This is a genomic window from Dyadobacter arcticus, assembly GCF_011762185.1.
In the GTDB taxonomy this organism is placed as follows: domain Bacteria; phylum Bacteroidota; class Bacteroidia; order Cytophagales; family Spirosomataceae; genus Dyadobacter; species Dyadobacter arcticus.
This window is the reverse complement of sequence record NZ_JAASQJ010000001.1, coordinates 1,166,009-1,188,332: the sequence shown is the minus strand read 5'-3', so window position 1 is coordinate 1,188,332 and position 22,324 is coordinate 1,166,009. Positions and strand designations below refer to the sequence as shown.

At 43.5% G+C, this 22,324-nt stretch carries 22 protein-coding genes; 10 read left to right on the top strand and 12 right to left on the bottom strand.

The window, feature by feature from the left end:
• Positions 1-95: 95 nt before the first annotated feature.
• On the top strand, positions 96-1,439 hold the full coding sequence (locus FHS68_RS05025; RefSeq protein ID WP_167267784.1) for an FGGY-family carbohydrate kinase: 1,344 nt from the start codon (positions 96-98) through the stop codon (positions 1,437-1,439).
• 3 nt (positions 1,440-1,442) lie between these two features.
• Here the strand turns inward: FHS68_RS05025 and recG are convergent, their stop codons facing one another.
• The gene (recG, locus tag FHS68_RS05020; protein WP_167267783.1) at positions 1,443-3,563 is read right to left on the bottom strand and encodes an ATP-dependent DNA helicase RecG; all 2,121 of its coding nucleotides are present in this window, start codon (positions 3,561-3,563) and stop codon (positions 1,443-1,445) included.
• Positions 3,564-3,752: 189 nt separating this feature from the next.
• On the opposite strand from recG, the gene FHS68_RS05015 reads away from it, so the two are divergent.
• Positions 3,753-4,253 (top strand): DUF2911 domain-containing protein, encoded by a 501-nt coding sequence (locus FHS68_RS05015; RefSeq protein WP_167267780.1) that lies wholly within the window; start codon positions 3,753-3,755, stop codon positions 4,251-4,253.
• A 71-nt stretch (positions 4,254-4,324) separates the two neighbouring features.
• Here FHS68_RS05015 and FHS68_RS05010 read toward each other — a convergent pair whose 3' ends face one another.
• The 6 genes from FHS68_RS05010 to FHS68_RS04985 all read right to left on the bottom strand — a co-directional run bounded on the left by FHS68_RS05010 (position 4,325) and on the right by FHS68_RS04985 (position 8,515).
• Complete coding sequence (locus FHS68_RS05010; protein WP_167267778.1) at positions 4,325-4,621, bottom strand: winged helix-turn-helix domain-containing protein; 297 nt, start codon at positions 4,619-4,621, stop codon at positions 4,325-4,327.
• Positions 4,622-4,648: 27 nt separating this feature from the next.
• On the bottom strand, positions 4,649-5,761 hold the full coding sequence (locus FHS68_RS26625; protein WP_167267777.1) for a hypothetical protein: 1,113 nt from the start codon (positions 5,759-5,761) through the stop codon (positions 4,649-4,651).
• Positions 5,762-5,810: 49 nt separating this feature from the next.
• Entirely contained in the window at positions 5,811-6,185 is a 375-nt protein-coding gene (locus FHS68_RS05000; RefSeq protein ID WP_167267775.1) for a diacylglycerol kinase family protein, read from the bottom strand.
• Positions 6,160-6,843 carry a DUF1361 domain-containing protein gene (locus FHS68_RS04995; protein ID WP_167267773.1) on the bottom strand — a complete coding sequence of 228 codons (684 nt, stop codon included), beginning with the start codon at positions 6,841-6,843 and terminating at the stop codon, positions 6,160-6,162. Before FHS68_RS04995 ends, FHS68_RS05000 begins: the two co-directional genes overlap by 26 nt.
• Positions 6,844-6,937: 94 nt before the next feature.
• Positions 6,938-7,849 (bottom strand): SMP-30/gluconolactonase/LRE family protein, encoded by a 912-nt coding sequence (locus FHS68_RS04990; protein ID WP_167267771.1) that lies wholly within the window; start codon positions 7,847-7,849, stop codon positions 6,938-6,940.
• Positions 7,850-7,873: 24 nt separating this feature from the next.
• Positions 7,874-8,515: a thioredoxin family protein gene (locus FHS68_RS04985; protein WP_229211769.1), complete on the bottom strand. Its 642-nt coding sequence runs from the start codon at positions 8,513-8,515 to the stop codon at positions 7,874-7,876.
• 278 nt (positions 8,516-8,793) lie between these two features.
• Between FHS68_RS04985 and rplU the strand changes: the two genes are divergently transcribed.
• From rplU to FHS68_RS04955, 6 genes are all read left to right on the top strand, one after another.
• Positions 8,794-9,105 carry a 50S ribosomal protein L21 gene (rplU, locus tag FHS68_RS04980; protein ID WP_167267769.1) on the top strand — a complete coding sequence of 104 codons (312 nt, stop codon included), beginning with the start codon at positions 8,794-8,796 and terminating at the stop codon, positions 9,103-9,105.
• Positions 9,106-9,179: 74 nt separating this feature from the next.
• A complete protein-coding gene (gene rpmA / locus FHS68_RS04975) occupies positions 9,180-9,470 on the top strand; it encodes a 50S ribosomal protein L27 (protein ID WP_167267767.1) in 291 nt (96 codons plus the stop codon).
• Between the two features lie 157 nt (positions 9,471-9,627).
• Entirely contained in the window at positions 9,628-10,224 is a 597-nt protein-coding gene (locus FHS68_RS04970) for a NifU family protein (protein ID WP_208408162.1), read from the top strand.
• 14 nt (positions 10,225-10,238) lie between these two features.
• Positions 10,239-11,339 carry a hypothetical protein gene (locus FHS68_RS04965; protein ID WP_167267765.1) on the top strand — a complete coding sequence of 367 codons (1,101 nt, stop codon included), beginning with the start codon at positions 10,239-10,241 and terminating at the stop codon, positions 11,337-11,339.
• 5 nt (positions 11,340-11,344) lie between these two features.
• Positions 11,345-12,391: a ferredoxin--NADP reductase gene (locus tag FHS68_RS04960; protein ID WP_167267763.1), complete on the top strand. Its 1,047-nt coding sequence runs from the start codon at positions 11,345-11,347 to the stop codon at positions 12,389-12,391.
• A 329-nt stretch (positions 12,392-12,720) separates the two neighbouring features.
• Entirely contained in the window at positions 12,721-13,806 is a 1,086-nt protein-coding gene (locus FHS68_RS04955; RefSeq protein WP_208408160.1) for a substrate-binding domain-containing protein, read from the top strand.
• Between the two features lie 232 nt (positions 13,807-14,038).
• On the opposite strand, the gene FHS68_RS04950 is transcribed toward FHS68_RS04955, so the two are convergent.
• From FHS68_RS04950 to rbfA, 3 genes are read right to left on the bottom strand one after another with little or no spacing between them, the layout of a single operon-like run.
• Complete coding sequence (locus FHS68_RS04950) at positions 14,039-16,672, bottom strand: M1 family metallopeptidase (protein ID WP_229211768.1); 2,634 nt, start codon at positions 16,670-16,672, stop codon at positions 14,039-14,041.
• Positions 16,673-16,713: 41 nt separating this feature from the next.
• Positions 16,714-17,940: an ABC transporter permease gene (locus FHS68_RS04945; RefSeq protein WP_167267761.1), complete on the bottom strand. Its 1,227-nt coding sequence runs from the start codon at positions 17,938-17,940 to the stop codon at positions 16,714-16,716.
• Positions 17,941-17,956: 16 nt separating this feature from the next.
• The gene (gene rbfA, locus FHS68_RS04940) at positions 17,957-18,340 is read right to left on the bottom strand and encodes a 30S ribosome-binding factor RbfA (protein WP_167267759.1); all 384 of its coding nucleotides are present in this window, start codon (positions 18,338-18,340) and stop codon (positions 17,957-17,959) included.
• Between the two features lie 121 nt (positions 18,341-18,461).
• Between rbfA and FHS68_RS04935 the strand changes: the two genes are divergently transcribed.
• Positions 18,462-19,874, top strand: coding sequence for a hypothetical protein (locus FHS68_RS04935; RefSeq protein ID WP_167267757.1), 1,413 nt, complete (start codon positions 18,462-18,464; stop codon positions 19,872-19,874).
• On the opposite strand, the gene rpiB is transcribed toward FHS68_RS04935, so the two are convergent.
• Positions 19,871-20,302, bottom strand: coding sequence for a ribose 5-phosphate isomerase B (rpiB, locus tag FHS68_RS04930; RefSeq protein WP_167267755.1), 432 nt, complete (start codon positions 20,300-20,302; stop codon positions 19,871-19,873). The two genes, FHS68_RS04935 and rpiB, sit on opposite strands and share 4 nt — an antisense overlap.
• Before the next feature lie 128 nt (positions 20,303-20,430).
• Here rpiB and FHS68_RS04925 point away from each other — a divergent pair, with 128 nt between their 5' ends.
• A complete protein-coding gene (locus tag FHS68_RS04925; protein WP_167267753.1) occupies positions 20,431-21,201 on the top strand; it encodes an LOG family protein in 771 nt (256 codons plus the stop codon).
• A 33-nt stretch (positions 21,202-21,234) separates the two neighbouring features.
• On the opposite strand, the gene FHS68_RS04920 is transcribed toward FHS68_RS04925, so the two are convergent.
• Complete coding sequence (locus FHS68_RS04920; protein WP_167267751.1) at positions 21,235-22,206, bottom strand: ComEA family DNA-binding protein; 972 nt, start codon at positions 22,204-22,206, stop codon at positions 21,235-21,237.
• Positions 22,207-22,324 lie beyond the last annotated feature (118 nt).

The window sequence follows — 22,324 nt, the reverse complement described above, 5'->3', positions numbered from 1 at the left end:
TACAAACAACGAATAAGGGTATAGGTTTTAACGTAAAGTCACTATATTAACCGAAAAATACATTTCCGGATAATAAGTGAAATAGATTTCCACTAATGAAAGTAACAGCGGTTTTTGACATTGGCAGGACCAATAAAAAGTATGTACTTTTTGATGAAAAGTATGAGATAGTTGAAGAGTATTCCGAATATCTTCCGGAGATAACAGATGAAGACGGATTCCCGACAGAAGATTGCGAGTTGCTGACGAATTGGGTGAAGGACCGCTGGGCAACATTGCTAAAAGATCCCAAATACGATATCAAGGCTGTGAATGTTGCAGGTTACGGCGCAAGCATGGTTCACCTGGATGCTGCTAATAAACCACTTACCCCACTTTATTCTTATCTCAAGCCCTTTCCTGAAAATTTATCCCGGCAGTTTTACAGTACCTACGGCGACCCGACACGAATTTCATTGCAAACCGGCTCGCCTTCCATGGGCATGCTTAATTCGGGAATGCAACTGTATTGGCTGAAATATACCCAGCCGGATATTTACAAGCAGATTGTTACCACACTGCACCTGCCGCAATACATTCTTTACTTACTCACCGGCCGTAAGGTAAGTGACTATACCTCATTGGGTTGTCATACTGCGCTTTGGAGTTTTGAAATGTGGGATTACCACGAGTGGGTAAAACAAGAAGGTATTCATAAAAAGCTTGCACCTGTGCTCGCCTCTTCTTCTTTTATATACCGCGATGGGGATCGAGGAATTCAGTCAGGCTTTGGCTTGCACGACAGTTCTTCGGCACTTATACCCTACCGGATGGCTGTTAAAAAACCATTCGTATTGCTTTCCACGGGTACCTGGTGTATTAATTTTAATTCCTTCGCATCCAAGCCGCTTACCTCCTATCAGTTGGAACGGGATTGCATGAACTATCTTACGCCCGAAGGCAGCGGCGTTACTGCGTCGCGTTTGTTTTTGGGTCGTGAGCATGATTTTCAGGTTGCACGCATTGCTGAATACTTCCGTGTGGAAGCTGACTTTTACAAGTGGGTTCCATTTGATGAAGCAATTCTTAAAGCAGACACGCCTCCATTTTATACGGCTTGTATGACTGGCAACGGCCCTTTCCCAGAAGCAAATACCAAGGAATGGCAGATCAGCGCTTTTGCCTCTGCAACTACGGCGTATCATCATTTATTAGAGGGACTTACCGAATTGCTTTTCGTTTCCCTGGATCTGGTAGGGGTTAAGGATGTCCAGGCCATTTATATCGACGGTGGTTTTGCCCGAAACGAAATTTTCACCCGTCTGATCGCCCGTCATTATCCTGATCATAAGGTATATGCGACAGATCTTCCATATGCTACTTCATTAGGTGCGGCATTGCACGTGACACGCCCACAATCATTTGACTTTTCCGGTGAAAATCGTGAAATAATTCCCTGATCATCAGCTAATCCTGCCCCAGTTTGTTTCTTCCGTTCGTAGATTTTGCAAATGTGTGCGAATAGGTTGATTGACAGGCTGGAGTAGGTCAGGATCTTCGGTCAATATTTCTTCCGCACAACTTCGCGCCACTTTCAGTATCTCTCCATCTTGGGCCAGATTGGCAACCAGCAGATCCACCAAACCGCTTTGCTGGGTTCCCGACATATCGCCCGGTCCCCTTAACTGCAGATCCACTTCTGCGATTTCAAAACCATCATTAGTCCGGCATAAGGTTTCAATCCTGAGCTTGGTATCCTTACTAATTTTGTAATCGGTGATCAGAATGCAATAGGACTGCTCCGCACCCCGACCTACCCGGCCGCGTAACTGATGCAATTGCGACAAACCAAAACGTTCAGCATTTTCAATCACCATCACCGATGCATTCGGGACATTTACACCTACTTCAATAACTGTGGTAGCGACCATGATTTTTGTTTCGCCACGAACAAACCGGCCCATTTCATAATCCTTATCCTGCGACTTCATTTTGCCATGTAGAATGCTAAGCGGCACTTCCGGGAATGACCTTGAAACACTCTCATAACCATCCATCAAATCTTTCAAATCCATTTTTTCTGATTCTTCAATCAATGGATAGACAAGGTATATCTGTCTCCCTTTGGCTATTTCCTCTCTCAGAAACCCAAAAACGGATATCCGGTGTGCGTCGTAACGGTGTACCGTCTTGATCGGCTTTCTCCCGACTGGCAACTCATTAATCGCTGATATGTCGAGGTCGCCGTACAATGTCATTGCCAGTGTGCGGGGTATTGGGGTGGCTGTCATAACGAGCATATGCGGATAGATCCGATCGTTTTTTGCCCACAATTTCGCACGTTGTGCTACGCCAAAACGATGTTGTTCGTCGATGATGCAAAGCCCAAGGTTTTTGAACTGAACAATATCCTCAATCAACGCATGTGTCCCCACTAGGATGTGCAGCGATCCGTCCAAAAGTTGTTTATGGATGATTTCCCTATCCTTTTTCTTGGTGGAGCCCGTGAGCTTGGCAATGTGAACGCCCAGCAGATCAGCAAATTTTTTCAATCCCTGGTAATGTTGATCGGCCAAAATTTCGGTGGGCGCCATCAGACAAGCCTGCGCATCATTATCCAATGCAAAAAGCATCGTAATAAACGCCACAATGGTTTTCCCTGAGCCTACATCGCCCTGCAAGAGCCGGTTCATTTGCTTCCCCGTTTTCAGATCTTCATGTATTTCATGTAACACCCTGATCTGCGCATTGGTAAGTTGAAAAGGTAAATGACGGTCGTAGAATGTTTTTACCAAAGCAGCATTGCCGAAAACCATCCCGGGATATTCTGTCTTATGAAGCAGCTTGTTTTTGATCAGGCGAAACTGATTGTAAAACAACTCCTCAAATTTAAGCCTGCGCTGTGCCTGGTGTAGCCATTGCTGGCTTTGCGGCAAATGAAAATTCCAGAGCGCATCCGCTTTGGATATCAGCCGGTATTTGGTCACCAAGTTTTCAGGAAGCGATTCTCGGATGTGAGGTCTCGAAATTTCAAGCAGGTTGCGTACCATCCTGCTGAGGGAACGGCTATCCACAAAACGTTTGCGCAGCTTATCGGTGAGCGGATAAATCGGCTGCCAATAGCCGCCAGATTCGTTTTCAGGCGTTACCAATTCTATCTCAGGATGGGTAATGCTCCACCTTCCGCCAAAATAAAGCGGCTTGCCAAAAACAATGTATTCGGTATTTGCGCGGAGATTTTTTTGGTACCAGGCAATGCTTTGAAACCATACCAGTTCGAGCAAGCCTGTTCCGTCGGTAAAATAGGCGACCAATCGTTTTTTTGAGCCTTCCCCAATGGTAGTCCATTCTTTTAACCTACCTCTGATCTGTGCCGCAGAAAGCTGTTCGTTCAGGCTTCTGATCTGATGAAATACCGTTCGGTCCTCGTGCCGGAAGGGGTAATGCTGAATGAGGTCACCAAAAGTAAAAATGCCCAGTTCCTCGTTAAGCAACGCCGCTTTCTGAGGCCCGACACCTTTAAGTAATTCGATTTTTGTATCGAAGAAACGGGTGCTTACCGATGGGTTTGTTTCCGGGACCATTGTTCAAATATAGTGTGAATTGGCAAAAAACAAGGGTTTGCGGAAGCCTATATGTTAATCAAAGTTAATGTTGTGGGCGAACACCTGATTTGGCAAGTACGCGGCTTGATTAACAACTTTTGAATTACTTATTTCGTTGAAATTTTAGCTTTTTACTACCAAAAACAATTTCTAAATTCTTACTTTTTTATGAAAACAACATTTTTTTCGCTTTTCCTGACCTTGCTTGCATTGACCTGGGCTTCCGCACAAAGTCCGCACGTGAGTGCAGATGGCAAAAATTTAAAGATCGATTATGGTCAGCCTTCGAAAAGAGGCCGGGTCCTTTTTGGAAAAGGAGGCAGCGGAAGCCTGGAACCTTATGGCAAAGTATGGCGGATTGGTGCAGACAGCGCAACCATGATTACATTTAAAAAGGATGGCACATTCGGCGGTAAACCCGTAAAAGCAGGAAGATATACATTCTTTGCATTGCCTACCGAAAAGGATTGGACCATTATCTTGAACAGCGAATTGGGACAATGGGGCGCCTATAAATATGAGGAAATCAAAGGAAAGGACGTTTTGAAAGTTACGGTTCCGAACAAATCATTCCCAACTTCTCAGGAGAAACTAACATTTGATGTAAAAGATACGTCACTGGATTTCCAATGGGATAAAGCTGGATTCTCGGTGCCGGTGAAGTTTTAAAAGAAGGCTTTGAAGAATGCTAAAAGGCTGTTTGACAATCGTCAGATAGCCTTTTTTTTGCGAAAGCCCGTTTACAAATTCTCCCGGATCATGTTTTCCAGTACTTGCAAATGTTCTGTAAAGGCCTTATGCCCCGATTCTGTGGCTTTATAAGTTGTCAGCGGCTTTCGTCCCGCAAATTGCTTTTGAAATGCAATGTATTTAATCTCTTCCAGGGCTTTTAGGTGTGAAGCGAGGTTACCGTCCGTTAATTGTAGCAAATCCTTCAATTCGTTGAAACTGAGGGAGTCGTTTACCACCAGCACGGACATAAGCCCGAGCCTGATTTTACTTTCAAAAACTTTATTAAACTTTTCTAACCATTCCATTTACCAACCTCCTTATCTAACGGAAACTTATTGATTGGCTTCCATAAAAAGCAACGCATCGCGGTTTCGCAGCCAAACCGCCTGATCCCGCATATTATTGGCCTGCATCGTCAAAACCGAAGATACCACGCCGGTTCCTACCGACACCCAAAAAAATTTCTTTAAGTTATCTCGGTTGCCCGACAGCAACGAAATGACCGATCCTGCGGAGCCAGCCAGCGAAATTACCAGCCCTATACTTCTTGTGCGACGCGACCTGAGATACAACCCCATCCCTTCTTGTGAAACTGAAAACTCCTTCAAAAGTGCCTTTTGGCCCGCATACATGACATTGTTTTTTACAAAACTGTTACCACTGCGCATATAGATCGTCTCTTTATCATACCAATTCCTGGTTGCGCTCATTGTGGAATCAGCCTGAATCTGCGAATAGCCTGAGCCTGCTACCAACATGAGCAGAAAAACCATCACGCCTTTCGACCTGATTTTATTGTCGGGCAGCTTTTCTCTATCGTAACGATTATGCATCGTCAGACCATAGACGATGTGCAATACGCCAAATCCCAGCGCCCAAAAAAGCAGCGAATAGCCAGTCAGAAAAAGGGCGACGCAACCGATGGTAATGTTGGATATGCCAAGGTAAAAAACTTCGGGATAGGTGAAACGGCTTGCGTTGACAAGTGCCAGGCCGTAAAATAATAATGTAGCAGGGAAAACCAGCCAGATGAATCCGTAAGAAAGCATCGCCAGACAAAAGATCCCGCCAGTGGCCAGTGGAATTAACATATTTACCAGAAGGCGTTTTGAGCTTCCATTCCACAAGGTCAGTCCTTTCTTTTTGCCTTTTCGCACAGTGAAAATAATCCCTACAGCAAGCGAGAAAAACAGTACAAGCAAACCATCCACCAACAGGAAGGTAATCAGGTCCGCCCTCGAATGTCCGTTAAAAGTTGTAAAAGGCATCAGGATTTCGGACAGCAAACCTGTTTTGAAACGGATGTAAGCTGCTGCAGCACCAATTAGAGCAAAAACACCTGCAAAAACACCGCTTAGACCGCTTAAAGAAAGAAACTTGGAAGACCGCTCCATTAAGTCCCGTATTTCAGCCAATGTGTGCAAAGAATCCTGATTGGGGTTCATAAGTACAATTAAATGTAAAAGTGAAGGTCAGATATGAAAGTTTGCAGTACTAGAAATACAAAAGCACTTTGGGAATAAAAATAATAACGCCGATAATAACAGCAGATATGGCGAGAAGGAGCACCGCCGCGGCCGCGGTATCTTTTACAATTTTGATAACAGGGTGATATTCTGGAGAAACCAGGTCTGCTAGCTTTTCGATGGAGGTATTAATTGCTTCGGCTGCCAAAACGAGCGCGATCTGGATTACAATCAATGCCCATTCAATTGAGGATATCTGAAAGAAAATCCCCGCAATGACCACAAGGATACAAGCCATGAAGTGAATTCGCGCATTGTTCTCGTACCGGAATAAATTATAAATCCCAACGCCTGCATAACGAAAGCTGCGAAGCGCTTTAAGAATATCGATGGGTCGGTTCATTCTGTTTCAATTCGGCGAAAATATGGAACGCAAAGTACAATAACATCAGCACGAACGAAAACGAAAAAGTGTGTTTAATGGCCAGTGGGTCAGTCATACTCTTCAAAATGCCACGCGCCAAAGATCCTGGCTGCGTTACAATGTCCCAGCTGTTCCACCTGCCATACCGACCTAGAAAAACACCAAAACCGCTCATGAACATGGATACTGTTACCACCATCCAGGCAAGCCGTTCGTTCCAGCGACCAGCCACAAGTCTGTGTACAATGCGAATGCTGTAAAGGCCTGTCAGAAAACCCGCTACCGAAAATGTAAAGATCATCAGCGCATCATACCAGATCATATGTTCGGGCACTGCACGGAGGTGTTTCAAATCGGTGATAATATATGGGGCATTGGGAAAAAACAGCAGCCAGACGCACAGGTAGATGGCTAAGAGCCAGAAAGGAAGTTTTTGCCTGGACTCTTGTTCCCATACCCATTTGATAAAAATTAAGGGTATCCATGCCAAAAAGAGGTTCCAGGCAAGGAAAATGAAGCCCCAATTCTCAATCAATACCCGCATTGAAAGGAGGGTCATGGCTGCGGCGGAGACGAATGCAAGCAGGGCCACCTTTTGGTTACTCTGTAAATAGCGCGATAGTTTTTCTAATGTCATAGTTGAAAATATTAAAAGTACTTTGAGTTACAAAGTAAATGAACAAGATGTTAGATTCAAAGTGATCAACCTTTGATCTTCAGATTTTTAGAAATTATTTTTTGTTGTTTGCAGCGAATGCCTTCATCATCGCCCATTCCCTGCCAGCAATTTTGGCATTGAAACTTTCGAGGCAGCCCCGGTCCTGCAGGGTGATGTAGCAGGTTTTTCCATTTTTGCCCCCGAAACAGATATTGGATACCTTTTTTCCGATGGTTTGGATGGTCTGAATTACCTTGCCTTCGGGTGAAAGCACGGCAACTTCGCCTTTACCGTGGCGGGCAATGTATAAATTGCCTTGCACGTCGCAGCGCATTCCGTCCATTCCGCCGTCTTCAAATTGATGTAGAAGCTTTTTATTGGATAGCGTACCGTCAGAAGCAAGGTCAAATACCCATATTTTCCGTTGCACACTTTCATTCACATAAAGTTTCTTCTCATCCGGACTGACATCTATCCCATTGGTCGTACCCATGTTCCCTTCCGCCAGGCTTACTTTACCTTCCGGGGTAATGTGCCAGATCTGTCCCGTTCCCTCCTTCCAATTTGGGTCCGAACAAAAGATGTGGCCTGATGCGGTAATTGCCAAGTCATTCGGCTGGTTCATTTTAGGTTCGTTGGCAAACACCGAGATATCCTTTGTTATCATATTGACTTTAAGGACATTATGGCCTGTAAAATCTGCTACATAAAAAGTATTTTTATCCACGAACCGGATCCCGTTTCCAGTGCTGCCTTTGGGTAATGTCACAAAGAAACTGGCATTCCCTCGTTTATTAATCTGCGCGATCGTACCATCCCGGGCGAAGTTTACGGCATATACATTGCCTTCTTCATCTACAGCCGGGCCTTCACAATTACTCGTGAATTCGCCCTCATTTGAAAATTTCTTGCTTTTGGTTTGCGCTAAACCGATTTGGATAAAAATGAAAAGCGCTGGTATGAGTAGAGTAATAATTTTATTCATAAGGACTTAAAAGTCAATCGATTGTTAATTTTTCCACTTGATGGCGCAACCCACCGGTTTGGTAATGGTGGTTACTACAGGTTTACCTCCGATTAGGTTAGTGACGGCCTCATCCACATAAAGTTTGGTAACCCCCAGCGGATCCTGCGGATTGTCATCAATCATACCAATATACCTGACCGTGAATTTTGCTCCACTTTTTTGAAGTACATAAACCTGAGGCGTACGGCCTACTCCAAACACTTTGGCTACCTGCTGGGAATCATCTACAAGATATGGATATCCGTAACTTTTTGTCAATGCCCTTTCCTTCATTTTTTCAAAAGTATCGTCCTGGTGTGTTCCCGGGTCGCTCGGATTAATGGCAATAACCGGGAAACCTTGTGAGGCAAACTTGCTGTTCAACGCGATAATCCTGTCTTCATAGGCCTTTGCAAAAGGACAATGATTACTTGTAAAGATTACAATGATACCTTTCACATTGCTATAATCGGCGAGGGAAACCATATTGCCATCTGTGTTTTTCAAGCGGAAGTTTGCAGCCGCGTCACCAATTTGATATCCCGACTGATTTTGCTCATAAATGGATGATTTTAAATCAATTGAGCTGGCGTGAACAGAAAGGCAAGCGCAAGAGATCATTAAAATCCACAGACCAATTTTCATTTTTTTGTTTTTGTTAATCATTCTATAGTCAGACTCTTTTTATGAGTAAAAGTAAAAGATGCTGCTGTTAAAGTTTGTTAAGCCGTCAACCCGTCCAACCTCACTAAACGTTTGCGCCGCTGGTTATCACATAAAGGTAAGATTTTGCCGTGATTATTTTCGCCGCGCTTTTATAAGGATAAAACCGGGCAATATTCTTGCTAATCCGTTGTAATTCTGCGTTTAGCTAATTATCTTTGCACCTCGTTTTTGAATCCAGTATACAATCAATTATTAACATGTACGCAATCGTAGAAATCGCAGGTCAGCAATTTAAAGTTGAAAAGGGTCGCGAAATCTTCACGCATAGGCTTGAAGGTGACGTGAACGCTGAGCTTGTATTTGACAAAGTCCTCCTCGTTGACAACGAAGGCACAGTACAGGTAGGTCTCCCAACAGTAGCAGGTGCTTCTGTTAAAGCAACTGTTCTTGAACACCTTAAAGGTGAAAAAGTAATCGTCTTCAAGAAGAAAAGACGTAAAGGTTACAAAGTTAAAAACGGCCATCGCCAGTATCTGACTAAGATCAGTATCGACGAGATCGTCGCCTAACTTTTTCATTTGACCATCCAAACGGGTTGTCTGTTTTAATCAATCAAGAAATTATCATTAATAGTTAAGATATCATGGCACATAAGAAAGGTGTAGGTAGCTCAAGAAACGGACGGGAATCAGAAAGCAAGCGTCTGGGCGTAAAATTATTCGGTGGCCAGCTTGCCAAAGCAGGAAATATCCTGGTTCGTCAGCGTGGAACAAAACACAACCCAGGCAAAAACGTAGGTATCGGTCGCGACCATACGCTCTTTGCATTGGTTGCAGGTAACGTGGTTTTCCGCAAAACCCGCGCTAACAAGTCTTTTGTTCACATCGAGCCGATCGCAGCTCCTGTTGCAGAAGTTGTTGTTGCAGAAGCATAGTCATCAGGTTGGATAACCAACCAAGTAAAAAGCCCGTTGGACTAATCGTCTTGCGGGCTTTTATTTGCCTGACAAATCCGGGTTCCTCAAACCAAAAGTTACTTTAGGTTGTTTGCCCATTACAAGTTTACCTACCATCTTTGAAAAAATAGAAAAAATGCTGACACGCCCAGTTTTCGTATATACCGAATTAAGTCCCAATCCTAATTCTATGAAGTTCGTCCTGAACTTCGAGCTTGTTCCAGACGGTCTTTCATTTGATTATCCTTCCCTGGAGTCTGCTCTTGAAGAAGGAAAAGCGTCTCCACTAGCTTCCGATCTTTTTCAGTTTCCACATGTAAAAAGAGTTTTCATTACAAGTAATTTCATTACCATTACAAAGGATGATACCAATGCATGGGAGGAAGTTTTGCGTGATACAAAGCAGTTTATCAAAATTTACTTCGAAGAAAATCACCCTGTTTTCGAGCAAAAAACAATTGACACGAACACTTTAATCGTAGATTCAAGGGATTCGGATACGGTACAAAAAATAAAGGCAGCATTAGACCAGTATGTTCGTCCGGCCGTAGAATCCGACGGGGGTGCGATCAACTTTCACTCGTTTAATGAAGATTCTGGTGTGGTAAAAGTCTTATTACAAGGATCTTGCAGCGGCTGCCCTTCTTCTACACTGACATTGAAAGCGGGTATAGAAAATCTGCTGACCCGAATGGTACCCAATGTAAAAGAGGTGGTAGCGGAAGGCGTTTGATCATTCAGCAGTCCATGCAGCAGTTTATTGAACGAATTGAAAACTTGCAATCCAAAGGAAATAACTTGTTTCCCCAAGGCATATTCCCTGCTCGAAGAGTTAATCCGCTCATTGGTTACCAAAGGCCCGACACGACCATTTTTTTCTCGTCGATCATTTGTTTTACTCTGCAATCCATTCGAAAAGATGCGACTGCTGAAATTCAGGCGAAGATTGATTCGATTTGTGCGAAAGTCATCCTGAACTATCCGGATTTCAAAAATAAAGACGGGCTCAAAACTTATAATTTTTGGAAAACCAAGCCGTCGAAACATTTCCCAAACGGCTTTGTTTTCCGCCATTTTGATCATTTCAGAATACCGGATGATGTGGACGACACGGCATTTGTATACATGACAACTAATCCTTCACAGGATGAACTTGACTGGCTTAAAGGCAAACTTGCCGTGCACGCTAACGGAAGCAAAAAATGGATCAGCAATACACTTCCTGAATACAAATCATTAAAGGCATATTCAACCTGGTTTGGAAAAAATATGTATGTTGAATTTGATATCAGCGTCCTGAGTAATCTGCTGTACTGCATTATGCATTACAAACTTCCTTTCAATCAACACGATAGCGACAGCTTGGCATACATTCGTTCGGTGATTGAAACGGGTCGCTACTTACAATCCCCTTTCCGTTTTGCACATCAATATCCAAGAGCTCCGCTGATCATTTACCACGTAGCCCGCTTGATTGGCACCTTCGATCCGGAGCATTTGAGAACAGCCCGTGTAAAGTTTGTGAATGATATCATTCGGCTGTCCGCCGTAACAGAAAATAGGATGGACCGAGTGATTTTAGCTTCATCCTTAATCCGGTTGGGTGTAAAAACAGAAAGGATTGAGATAGAAAAATTCAAAACAGCGGATTTCAAGGGTTTCTATTTTTTTATTGCCGGCTTGCTCACGGCATATCAAAATCCTTTGCTATACCGGCTATCAATACACCCGTTATTTCACATGCATTGGATCTGCGAGGCACATTGCTGGACTTTGCTGGCCGAATACCAGACATTATGGAACGGTTTTGAAAACGATCAGTCCATCTCACCATCCAATGCCTTTTAATTCGTATGTCGGAGTCATCGATAACGCTGCATATCAGGCAGATAAGGAATGAGGGAAGTGATACCAAGACTTTTATTTTGGAAAGAAGCGATGGAGCACGTTTGATCTACAAAGCAGGACAGTTCCTCACTTTTTTAATTCATATACACGGACATGAAGTAAGGCGCTCCTATTCTATGAGCTCAGCGCCGGACGTAGACGAATACCCGGCTATCACAATTAAACGCATCCCTAATGGTGAGATTTCGCGCTTTTGGATAGATCATGTTCAGGTTGGAGATTCATTCAGTGTATTGCCACCGTCTGGGCGCTTCGTCTTGGAAGAATCAGAAAACAAAAATAGGGATATCGTTCTCATAGGAGCTGGGAGCGGCATTACACCCCTTTTTTCTATTTTAAAACAAGCATTAGCAACAGAGGATAGCTGCCATATTATTTTAATCTATGCTAGCAGAAATGTGAATAACACATTGTTTTGGCACGAAATTGAAAGTTGGGAGGCACGGTTTCCAAATCGGCTGCAGGTGGTTCATATTCACAGTCAGCCCTCGGACGAATGGAACGGTATACGTGGGCGGATCAATAATACCAGATTGGAACAGCTGATCAACAAATCATTGCGTTACAAGCGTGAGGATGCGCGCTTCTTTATCTGTGGTCCGTTCGATCTAATGCGCTCCGCAGAAATTACGCTGCATTTTCTTGGGTATTCCAATGCGCAGATCAGAAAGGAGAATTTTGTAATTACCTCTCCCCCGCCACCTCCACCCATATCATTCCCGCATAAGATACTGCTTCATTTTCGAGAGCGACTGCAAAATCTGTTAATCCCTGCCCATACCACGGTTTTGGAAGCTGCGCTGGCCGCAGGTATTCAATTGCCGTATAGTTGTAAGGGTGGAAGGTGCTCTACCTGCGCGGGAATCTGCAAAAGTGGGAGAATTCACATGAGCGTAAACGAAGTATTGACGGATCGTGACCTGAACGATGGGTGGATCTTAACCTGCTCGGCTTATGTGGACAGCGACGATGTCATCATCGAAATTCCCTGAAAATGGAAAAGCGCACGAGTAAATGTCGTACGCTTTTCAGGATTTAGGATTAGTGGGATCTAGAAAAGCAAAATTACTTTTAATATTGATATATCCTAGTAAACTTAATAATAGTGTTCGAACACGCACATCAAAAATTATGGCGTGACCGTACACGTTTTGTAACGTAAATGTGTCAAAGAGATAAGTAAAACTAAAAGGTATAATTGATATTCTCAAATAAATTATAAAATTAGTTTGAGAAATATTATTAAGTAGCTCAACAAGAAGCATATTCCAACTTTCTGACATCTTCGTCATTAGTTATTAGCTTTGCAGGCTTTTTAAAAATGTCTCAGAATAAGTTTGAAGTGAAAAAGAAAATCGTAAGAATAAAAGATATAGCAGAAAAGGCCCAAACATCCAAGGGGACTGTCGATAGGGTATTGCATAATAGAGGCAGAGTTGCGGATGATGTACGCGAGCGGATCCTGGGAATTATTAAGGAATTGAATTACGAACCTAACTTCATTGCCCAGTCGCTTAAATCGCAACGCACATTCAATCTGGCTGTTCTGATCCCCGATCCAAGTCTTGACGCTTATTGGGAAGCACCCAAAACGGGGCTTGAAAAAGCTGAAAAAGAGCTGCGTCAATACGGCGTTTATATTACTCAGTTCATTTTTAACTCCCACGATGATGAGTCGTTTATAGCAAAGGCGCGTGAGGTAACCCTAGAGCATCCCGACGGCTTACTGATTGCCCCGATCTTTTACAAAGAAGCACTTCCTTTTTTTAAAGAATGGACCGACCTGGGAATTCCTTTCGTGCTTTTCAACACCCAAATTGAACATGTCAATCCATTGTGTTACATCGGGCAGGATTCATATCGTAGTGGTTCCCTGGCGGCGAAAATCCTGAGTTTTGGGCTACAGTCGGCTGGAAGTATATTGGTGGCGCATATTAATGAGGATATTTCCAATTCAGCGCACTTGATTACCAAGGAAGAGGGGTTCAGGGATTATTTTCACAGCAAGCAAACAGAGCCAAGCTTTAACATCATCAGCCAGGAAATTGACTTTCCTGAAAACGAGTCACATGACAAACCCTGGGATGATATTCTGGCCCAATACCCCGACCTGAGGGCGGTGTATGTCACGAATTCAAAGGCATTTGAATTTGCTGCTTATCTGGAGAGAAAACAGATCACTGATATCAAATTGGTAGGTTATGACTTGGTGGAGCCTAATTTGAAATATCTGAATAAAGAGATCATTAATTTTCTCATCAACCAAAACCCGCTTGGACAGGGTTATTGGGGTATTCATCAATTGGCTAATCACCTGGTCTTTAAAAAGGAGATACAACCTATCAAATTCCTACCCCTGGACATTATCACCCGGGAAAACCTGGATTATTACCTGGATCCGCAGTGAGCAGGCTGAAGTTACAAATTGTTATTATTGTTCGGAGGGGTTCAAGATAGTTCGAGGTGGTACAGGGTAGTTCGAAATAGTCAGTAATGGTCATGAATTGTCATTCTAGATAGTTATTTTAAAATCGCTCAGAACTATACAAACAATCCCGAACTACCTTCGAACAATCCCGAACAACCCCGAACTAAAAATGACAATACTTGACCGCAGATGACCCCTATCCCTGTCTGATTTACAACTCCCCGAACTGGCTGTACATTTCTTTCAGCTTAGGCTCAGTTTCCTTGGCGCGAATATCTTTTCGCAGTGCGGTTACGCCCTGAATATCCGTTAACAGGCCCAATGCCTGAAAAGCACCAAATCTTACGAAATAGGACGGGTTATCCCTTGCCAGACCTTCCAAAACAGGAATGCTGCGCCTTTGAATGTCCTGCTTGGACTTAATGAGGTATTTCCCGAAAACTTGCAGAAAATTATACTTTTCGGTTGGCTTCATTGATTTCATTTTCGTCAGAAACCAGTCAAACCGTTCAGGTTGTGCGAGTCCGGCGTAGTAGTTAGCCACAGAGGTAACAATGGCATCATTGGGCGAATCTTCAAACTGCGCTGCAATTTCATTTGCATCGGTAGGCTGTCCCATCAAATATTTTTCGATCGCAACAGAAACTACCTGGTATGAACTATCACTTAATGCTTCTCTAAAAATCGGATCACTGTTATTGTCCCCGAAAGAGGCTAATGTAATGATAGCCTCCGAACGTACCTGCGGATGCGGGTCCATGCGTGCGCGGGTCTGAATGATCTTTTCAATATCGACAAACCCAACACCGTCATACTCAGCAAAGTTACTAATCGCCATTTGCCTAAACTTCCAAAAAGGGTCACCCATGGCTTTTTCCAGGATATTTTTAACAGTACTATCCGCTATTGATCCTTCGAGCTGAGACAACGCGTCATACTTATGCAGGAATCGGTCTTCGTTCAGATATTGAAATTCCATCTCCGGGAGGCTTTTCTCGTGTTCAATCACTCCCAGCAGCTGCGCTTCCGAGTCAAAAACAACCAGATCGGGTTTCTTTGCGGCAGCAAATTCCAGCGTTTGACTTACCTTGTCAACCAAAACCTCATATTGGTTCTTTTTCCCGCTCACCCAAACATCGACTTTTACAGGCAAACGATAAACGGTCGAAGCCAACGTATCCTGCACTTGCCTGATCTTTAATAAAACCTTCCCACTCGCCGCAACATATTCCTGCTGGATTTTCAAAGATGGATGGCCCGGCCGGTGGAACCATTGATCGAAAAACCAATTAAGGTCCTGCCCGGTAATTTTCTCAAATGAAACCCGAAGATCACCGATTTCGGTAGTCCCGAAAGCGTGGGTTTTCAGGTAATCCTGCAAGGCAGCGAAAAACGCATCATCTCCCACATAAGTCCTGAGCATATGCAGGATACGTCCACCTTTGGAATAAGAGTGGCTGTCAAACATATTTTCCCGATCCTTATAAAAGTAGCGGACCATTGGGACCTGCTTGGTTTCAGATTCGAGCAGGTAGGTTCTCATTTCCTGTAAATTACCCCAGTCGGCCTCATATTTCCCATCATTGTATTCGCTCCACAAATATTCGGCGTAGTTTGCAAATGATTCATTCAAGGGTAGTTGACCCCATTCTTCGCAGGTTACATAATCTCCGAACCAATGATGTGCAAGTTCATGCGCAATCACTGCGTCAGAATTCCCATCTACCAATGAACGGGTATCATTTTGTACGCCTTCTTCATGAACCGTTGCGGTTGTATTCTCCATTGCGCCTGCGACGAAATCCCGCACGACAATCTGGGCGTATTTTTGCCAGGGATACTCGACACCAAAAATGTTGGTAAAAAAGCCCATCATTTCAGGCGTACGTCCGAATATTGCATGCGCATCCTGCCCATATTTTGGCTCAACATAATAACTCAGTTCGAGTCCATTTGGCATCATATCTTTGGCAATTGCATAGTCACCAACCGCCAACATTGCCAGGTACGGCGCATGCGGTAAAGTTTGCCTCCAATGATCCGTCCGCATCCCTTTTTTTAATTTCTGCTGATCGACCAATAATCCATTAGACAATGTCTTATAAGTGCTGTCAACTGTAATATAGAAGTCCTGAGTGAATTTTTGATTTGGCGCGTCTATAGTCGGGAACCAGCATGAGCTACCCTCTGTCTCTCCCTGCGTCCATATCTGGCGTGGCTTTTCTTCATCCATTCCGTCCGCATTGATGAAATACAGCCCTTTGTCAGTGGAACTATCCTCCTGTTTGCCTCTTGGTATATCATTAGGCCGAGCTACATAATCAATTTTGACAAATAGCGTGTCTTTCCTTGAATAGTTCTGGCCGAGTTTGATAACCAGTTTCCGCTTATCATAAGTGAATTCTAATTTTTTGGTAACCTTCGCCGCAATTTCCTCTTTTGTCAGCATTCCATAATCCCCTACGGTATCAAGCAATGCGATACTTTTAATTTCAAACCCTTTTGCATCCAGTTCAAGTGTGTTTTGAGGATAAAAATGGGATTTAAATTTTAAAATTGCGGAAGCCGGAACCTGCTGTTTTGCCCAATCAAACTGAACATCAAGCCTGGTATAAAGAATTTCACTCTTTTTCACGTTCTCAGGCCTGTAAGGTCCTTTTGGGGTTATTGTTCCTGGATTTCTTCGATAGACTGTGTCTGCCGGAGCAGTGAAACCAGATGCAATGTTTGTGAGAAGTAGACTAAGAGATATTGTAAATAATGCAGATATAAATCGGCTCAAAAAAAGTGGCTTATATTCACAGGCCATACCTGATTTCAGATTGATTGCTAGGATTTTGGTCAAAGTATTTCAGTTATAGAGCGTTGTGTATATGAATGATGCTTTTAAACTCGTAAAATCAATCCTGCGTCCGCTGCTCTTCTGGCAGGAATATAGGATACAAGCACGGTTATGATAACGACAATGACGCCAGTGTAGAGTATATCTCCCCATATTAATTTGACCGGATAGGCATCCACCAGTGACGTCGACATTCCCATTGAAACAAATCCGTACTTAATTTGCAGCCAGCATAGCATTACGCCGCCGAAAAGGCCGACAATTGCTCCCGACAATGCGACAATGGCGCCTTCTGCCAGAAAAATTTTCCGTATCAGCGATGGTTCCGCCCCAAGCGAATAGAGCATTGAAACGTCATTTTTCTTTTCAATGGCAAGCATGCTCAATGAAAAAAAGATGTTGATTGCAGCAACTAAAATAATCAGGGAGAGCGTCACTGCCACAAAAAGCTTCTCCATTTTTATAGCACGAAGCAAGTCTGAATTTAATGAATCCCTGTCTTTTACAACATAATTTCCGCCCAGCTTCTGACCAATGCTGTCACTTACACGCTTTTCCTTATAGCCCGGAGCGACAACGATTTCAAGTGCCGATCTTGCCCCTCGATATTGCATAAGCGAATCCGCCAGCGCAACAGGCGCGATCACGTAATCATCATACCTGTTTTCAATAAAAAAGATGCCTCCGGGCCGAAGCGCCAGCTGCTTAAATGCTTCGGGGGATGTCAGATTCAAGACTTTGGTATCCAGTTTCGGGTAAAGTACTTCCAGGGGTGTAATGATATCTTCGAGCGAAATCGACAAAGCATTGCGTATACCTTCGGAAATAATGGCATATGGCGTACCATTCGGTCCATACAATTTTAGCGATCCTTCTATTAGCGCGGTATCAAGCTGTTTTTGAACTTCAAATGTGTTGTCTACCCCTTTGAGACGAATATAAATTTGCTGATTGCCGTATCGTGCTAATGCATTGTCCTCCACGACCTGTGTCACCTGCTTCACACCCTCCACCGACCGGATATCCGCAATAAGCTGATCAGTTACCTTGAATCGTTTCCCCGTGACCGGTGTAATTTTCACGTCGGCATCAAAGGTTTTGAAAATTTTACGGTTCAAATCCTCCATACCATTAAAAACCGAAAGTACCACCACCATCGCCATCGTACCGACAGCAACGCCAGCCATCGCAATGCGGGCTATCAGACTGATAAAGCTTCGTTTATTTTTTGAGAAGAAATAGCGGATGGCAATCCGGTAAGAAAGGTCCATGACGATTTACTTTATATCAATGGGTTTCCTCTTCCTCGTCCGGCTGCAAAGGCGGGATCACAATATCTGAAAAAAGAAGATCCATTTTCGCCGCGTACTCTGCGGTATCATCAATGTAAAATTGCAGATGCGGAACAATCCTGAGTTGGTGACGGACCCGTTCCGCAAGCTTTAGACGGATGAAACGGGTATTTTCCTTGATCGTTTCCAGTAAAAATGTTTTCTTGTTTTCGGGCAGAAAGCTCAAATAGGCTCTTGCAATGCTCAGGTCTGGCGTCACGCGTACTGCAGTAATTGTAACAAAGGATCCATTGGTGAGATGCTGAGCATCCTTTTGAAAAATTTCGCCCAGGTCTTTTTGTATTTGCCTGCCTACTTTCTGTTGTCTTTTTGATTCCATTTCTAAATTCCCCCACTCCTTTTTAATAAGCACAAATATCCGTACTTATTTTGTTTTTGTAGAATGCGGAGTTGTAATTTCGTGAAAGTTATTCCGGTAAGTTACATAATCTGCATACCACTTGCTCAGTTTTTTTCGCGTCAACGCACGGTATCAAACCATCAGTTTAGTAGTTTTTTTTCTACTGCTGCGGCTCCCGTTTTTCCTGGGCGGAGCACCCCTGCTGATACCCGAACTGAGCTGGATGCTGGTAGGAGAACAAATGGGCAGGGGTTTTATGCTTTATCGTGATGTTTGGGATAATGTCAGTCCTTTTTCAGGGTTGACTTACTGGTTGATCGACACGCTTTTCGGCAGGACCCAATGGGCTTATCAGCTTGCGGCGATGACGGTCTCCCTTGTGCAAATCCTATATTTCAACTATGTAATCCATTCCAGGGAAGTTTTCCCGGAACGTACCTTTCTGCCAGGCGCACTGTACGCATTGTTCCTGAACATCTCCTTTGATATGGGCACCTTATCACCGATGTTGATTGCAAACACTTTTCTGCTGTTCGCCTTTGGATCAATTGTCAAAATACTCGTTCGGCGTGAAGTGACTACCCAAGTTTTTGAAATGGGCCTTTACATTGGGATCGCCACCTTATTCTATCTTCCGGCTTCGCTATTCATGATCTGGGCATTCCTGGCATTGTTATTCTATACCGGTTCGAGCGCAAGACATCATTTGCTGGGGTTATTTGGTTCTATTTTCCCGTTGCTGATGGTTGTGCTTTTCTTCTATCTCAACAATGGCGTCGAGAGCCTTAACCGAAACCTTTTGACGTCCGTATTTCAGGTAAAGCAATATAACCTCAATGATTTCTCTTCATTGCTCGCCTCCCTACTGCTGCCTTTGGGTTTTGGGGTAATGGGCTTCATGCGGATTTTCACAACGCTGCGTTTTGTCAACTATCAGACCCGTATTCAGCAGGTGATGGCATTATGGTTTATTTCTGCGGTGTTTACCATTCCGCTGATGCAGTTTTTGGCACCGATGCAATTTGTGATTTTTGTCCCGCCAGCCGCGTTTTTTGCGACGCATTATTTTCAAAGTTTCAAAAAAAATAGCTGGGCTGATGAATTTCAGTTTACATTGATGGGGGCCGTCATCATCCTGATCCAATATCAGGGACTAAGAAGTGTTATTCCAGGAATTGCAATGGGGAAGCTGGAAAATTTGAGGGCTAAACCGGCTGAGTTACCCGACCAAATCCGGGACAAACGGATACTCGTGCTTGGGCAGCATTCGGGAGAGTACATTAATAATTTCACTGCCACGCCCTATCTCAACTGGGAACTAGCCAGCTATGACTTACAAAATCTCGACAACTTTGATAGCGTGATCCATGTCTATGACAATTTCAAAAAGGATCCGCCCGATTTTGTGATCGATAAGGTGAATATCATGCCGAAACTGCTAAAACGCGTTCCTGCGTTAAATAAGCATTACAGTTTGAGTCCGTGGAAAGGAATTTACCAGCGAACCGATTAATAGGAAATTTTGTCAACGCGTGTCTGGTGCCTGCCACCTTCGAATTCGGTACTTAAAAATGCTTCCAAACTTGCCAGTGCCGTTTCAAGTTCAATAAATCTTACCGGAAAACAGATCACATTAGCATCGTTATGCTGACGGGCTAGCGCAGCGAGCGGCAAATCCCACACCAATGCCGCCCGGATTCCCTGGTGCTTATTGGCGGTAATGCAAACCCCCTGCCCGCTTCCGCACAGCAAAACCCCTTTTTCAAATTCTTTGCTTTCTACCACGCTCGCAACCGGATGCGCAAAATCCGCATAGTCTGTCGAATCAGGGCCATATGTGCCGAAATCCTTTACTTCAAATCCATTTGTGGACAACCACTCAATGATGGGTTCTTTGTACGGAAACCCTGCATGGTCTCCTCCGATAGCAATTTTTCGCATTATTTTTCTGTTAATTGTAACCCGCCTCTCCTTAAAAGCCCATGGCAATGTAAGCAGGTATTATAATTTAGCGATAATAACAAAGTTACTATTATCCAATTCAACAACTAAATCAAGTTTTATAAAAAATGAGTGACCAGATAAAACCAACCAATGCAGAATTAGTGGACATTTCCCTCCTCAATCCTGCTGTTCCTGAAGATGAAAAAAGAATAAAAGAAGCATTCGAAGATAGAAACTGGAATGAGATAAAGAGTGCCGATTCCTGGGTCATATTTAAGGTTATGGCCGAATTTGTAGAAGGTTTTGACAAGCTGGCTAAGATCGGCCCTTGTGTTTCCCTCTTCGGATCTGCGCGGACATTGCCCGACAACCCGCACTATAAAACAGCAGAAGAAATTGCAGCCAAACTGGTAAGGCACGGCTACGGCGTCATTACAGGTGGCGGGCCGGGAATCATGGAAGCTGGTAACAAAGGTGCTTTCGAGCAGGGCGGAAAATCTGTCGGGTTAAACATTAAGTTACCATTTGAGCAGCATAGCAACATTTACATTGACCATGACAAGAGCATTAATTTCGATTTTTTCTTTGTTAGGAAAGTGATGTTTGTCAAATACTCTCAGGGCTTCGTGGTAATGCCCGGCGGGTTTGGAACGCTCGATGAAATGTTCGAAGCGATGACGCTTATTCAAACCAAAAAAATTGGCCGCTTTCCTATTGTACTTGTTGGCAGCAGCTATTGGTCAGGATTACTGGAATGGATTAAATCGACGATGCTTACGGAAAGCAATATCAATGCCGAAGACCTGAAATTGATCAGCATAGTGGATACGCCCGATGAAGCCGTGAAAGTCATTGATAAATTTTACTCAAAATATCTCCTGAAACCGAACTTCTAATCTGATTGCCATAAAAAGGGCCTTACCTCAATGTCAGAACGACAGGTAAGGTTCTACTTTTTTGATCCAGCTTTCTTCCAGAACCTTCGTCTTCTTCAAGTCATCACTTCCTTGAAAATAACCATGCTGATCACGATAATTAATAATAACATTGACTATTTTCCTGTCCCTGAAATAGCTATGTTTCCCCAACTCGGCAGCACTTATTGTATTGATATTGACCTTTTTAACCGGGCCAATCACTTTTGCGTAATGATTCAATTCGGATAGCGCCAATGAATCGAGGCCGAAGATCTCGGAATATTGATTGATGGAGTAAAAACCCCCCAATGCATCCCGAAATTTCAGTATCCGTTGGGAAAGTTTTGATCCTATTCCCTTTAACTTGATTAATTGAGTCGTATCGGCTGCATTGATATCAAATGTCTCAATAACCGGCTTTGCAAACCGAGGAGTATTCGATGTTTCAAATGTTCTGGTCGTTGTTTTCGGACTCGCAATCACTGGTTCACGGTCCGACACCTCAGCAGGTAGGACGATGTGTTTTTCCAGACGGAGATATAGATCTTCCGGAAAGTCGTAGATTTTCAAAAGATCATCCTTCCGCCGAAATTTGCCACCCTTCATTCTGAACTTCTCTATTCTATTTGCAAGAAAAGCAGGGATACCCAAATCCGTAAGAATATTAACAGATGCGGTGTTTGGGTTAAAATCAAAAAGCCTAACATCTAATGCAGGTATTTTTTTAAAACTTTTGCTTGGATAGGCAGTCCGGTTTTTGAGTTTTGCCTGATTTGCTCTCTCCAGACCAGCGGCAATGCTATCCAACATTTTCATATCGATTGGAGCAGACATTGGCGGGAAAAGCGGCAGCATCCAGCGGCGAAAAATGAATGGCATCCATAATACAACAAAACATAGGGCAATCAATAGGATAGCGCCACGAGCCTCTTTCCTTGAAATTCCAAAGTAGTCCTGCAGACGGTCAACGATTTTTTTGAACATAAGTCAAAGTGGTTTATTTCTACTTTGACGACTGCATTTGCTTTTGGTAACGGCTTAAAAATGAAAAAGGCATAAATAAAGCGATTGCTTTACCTATGCCTTTAAAATATGGCAATTG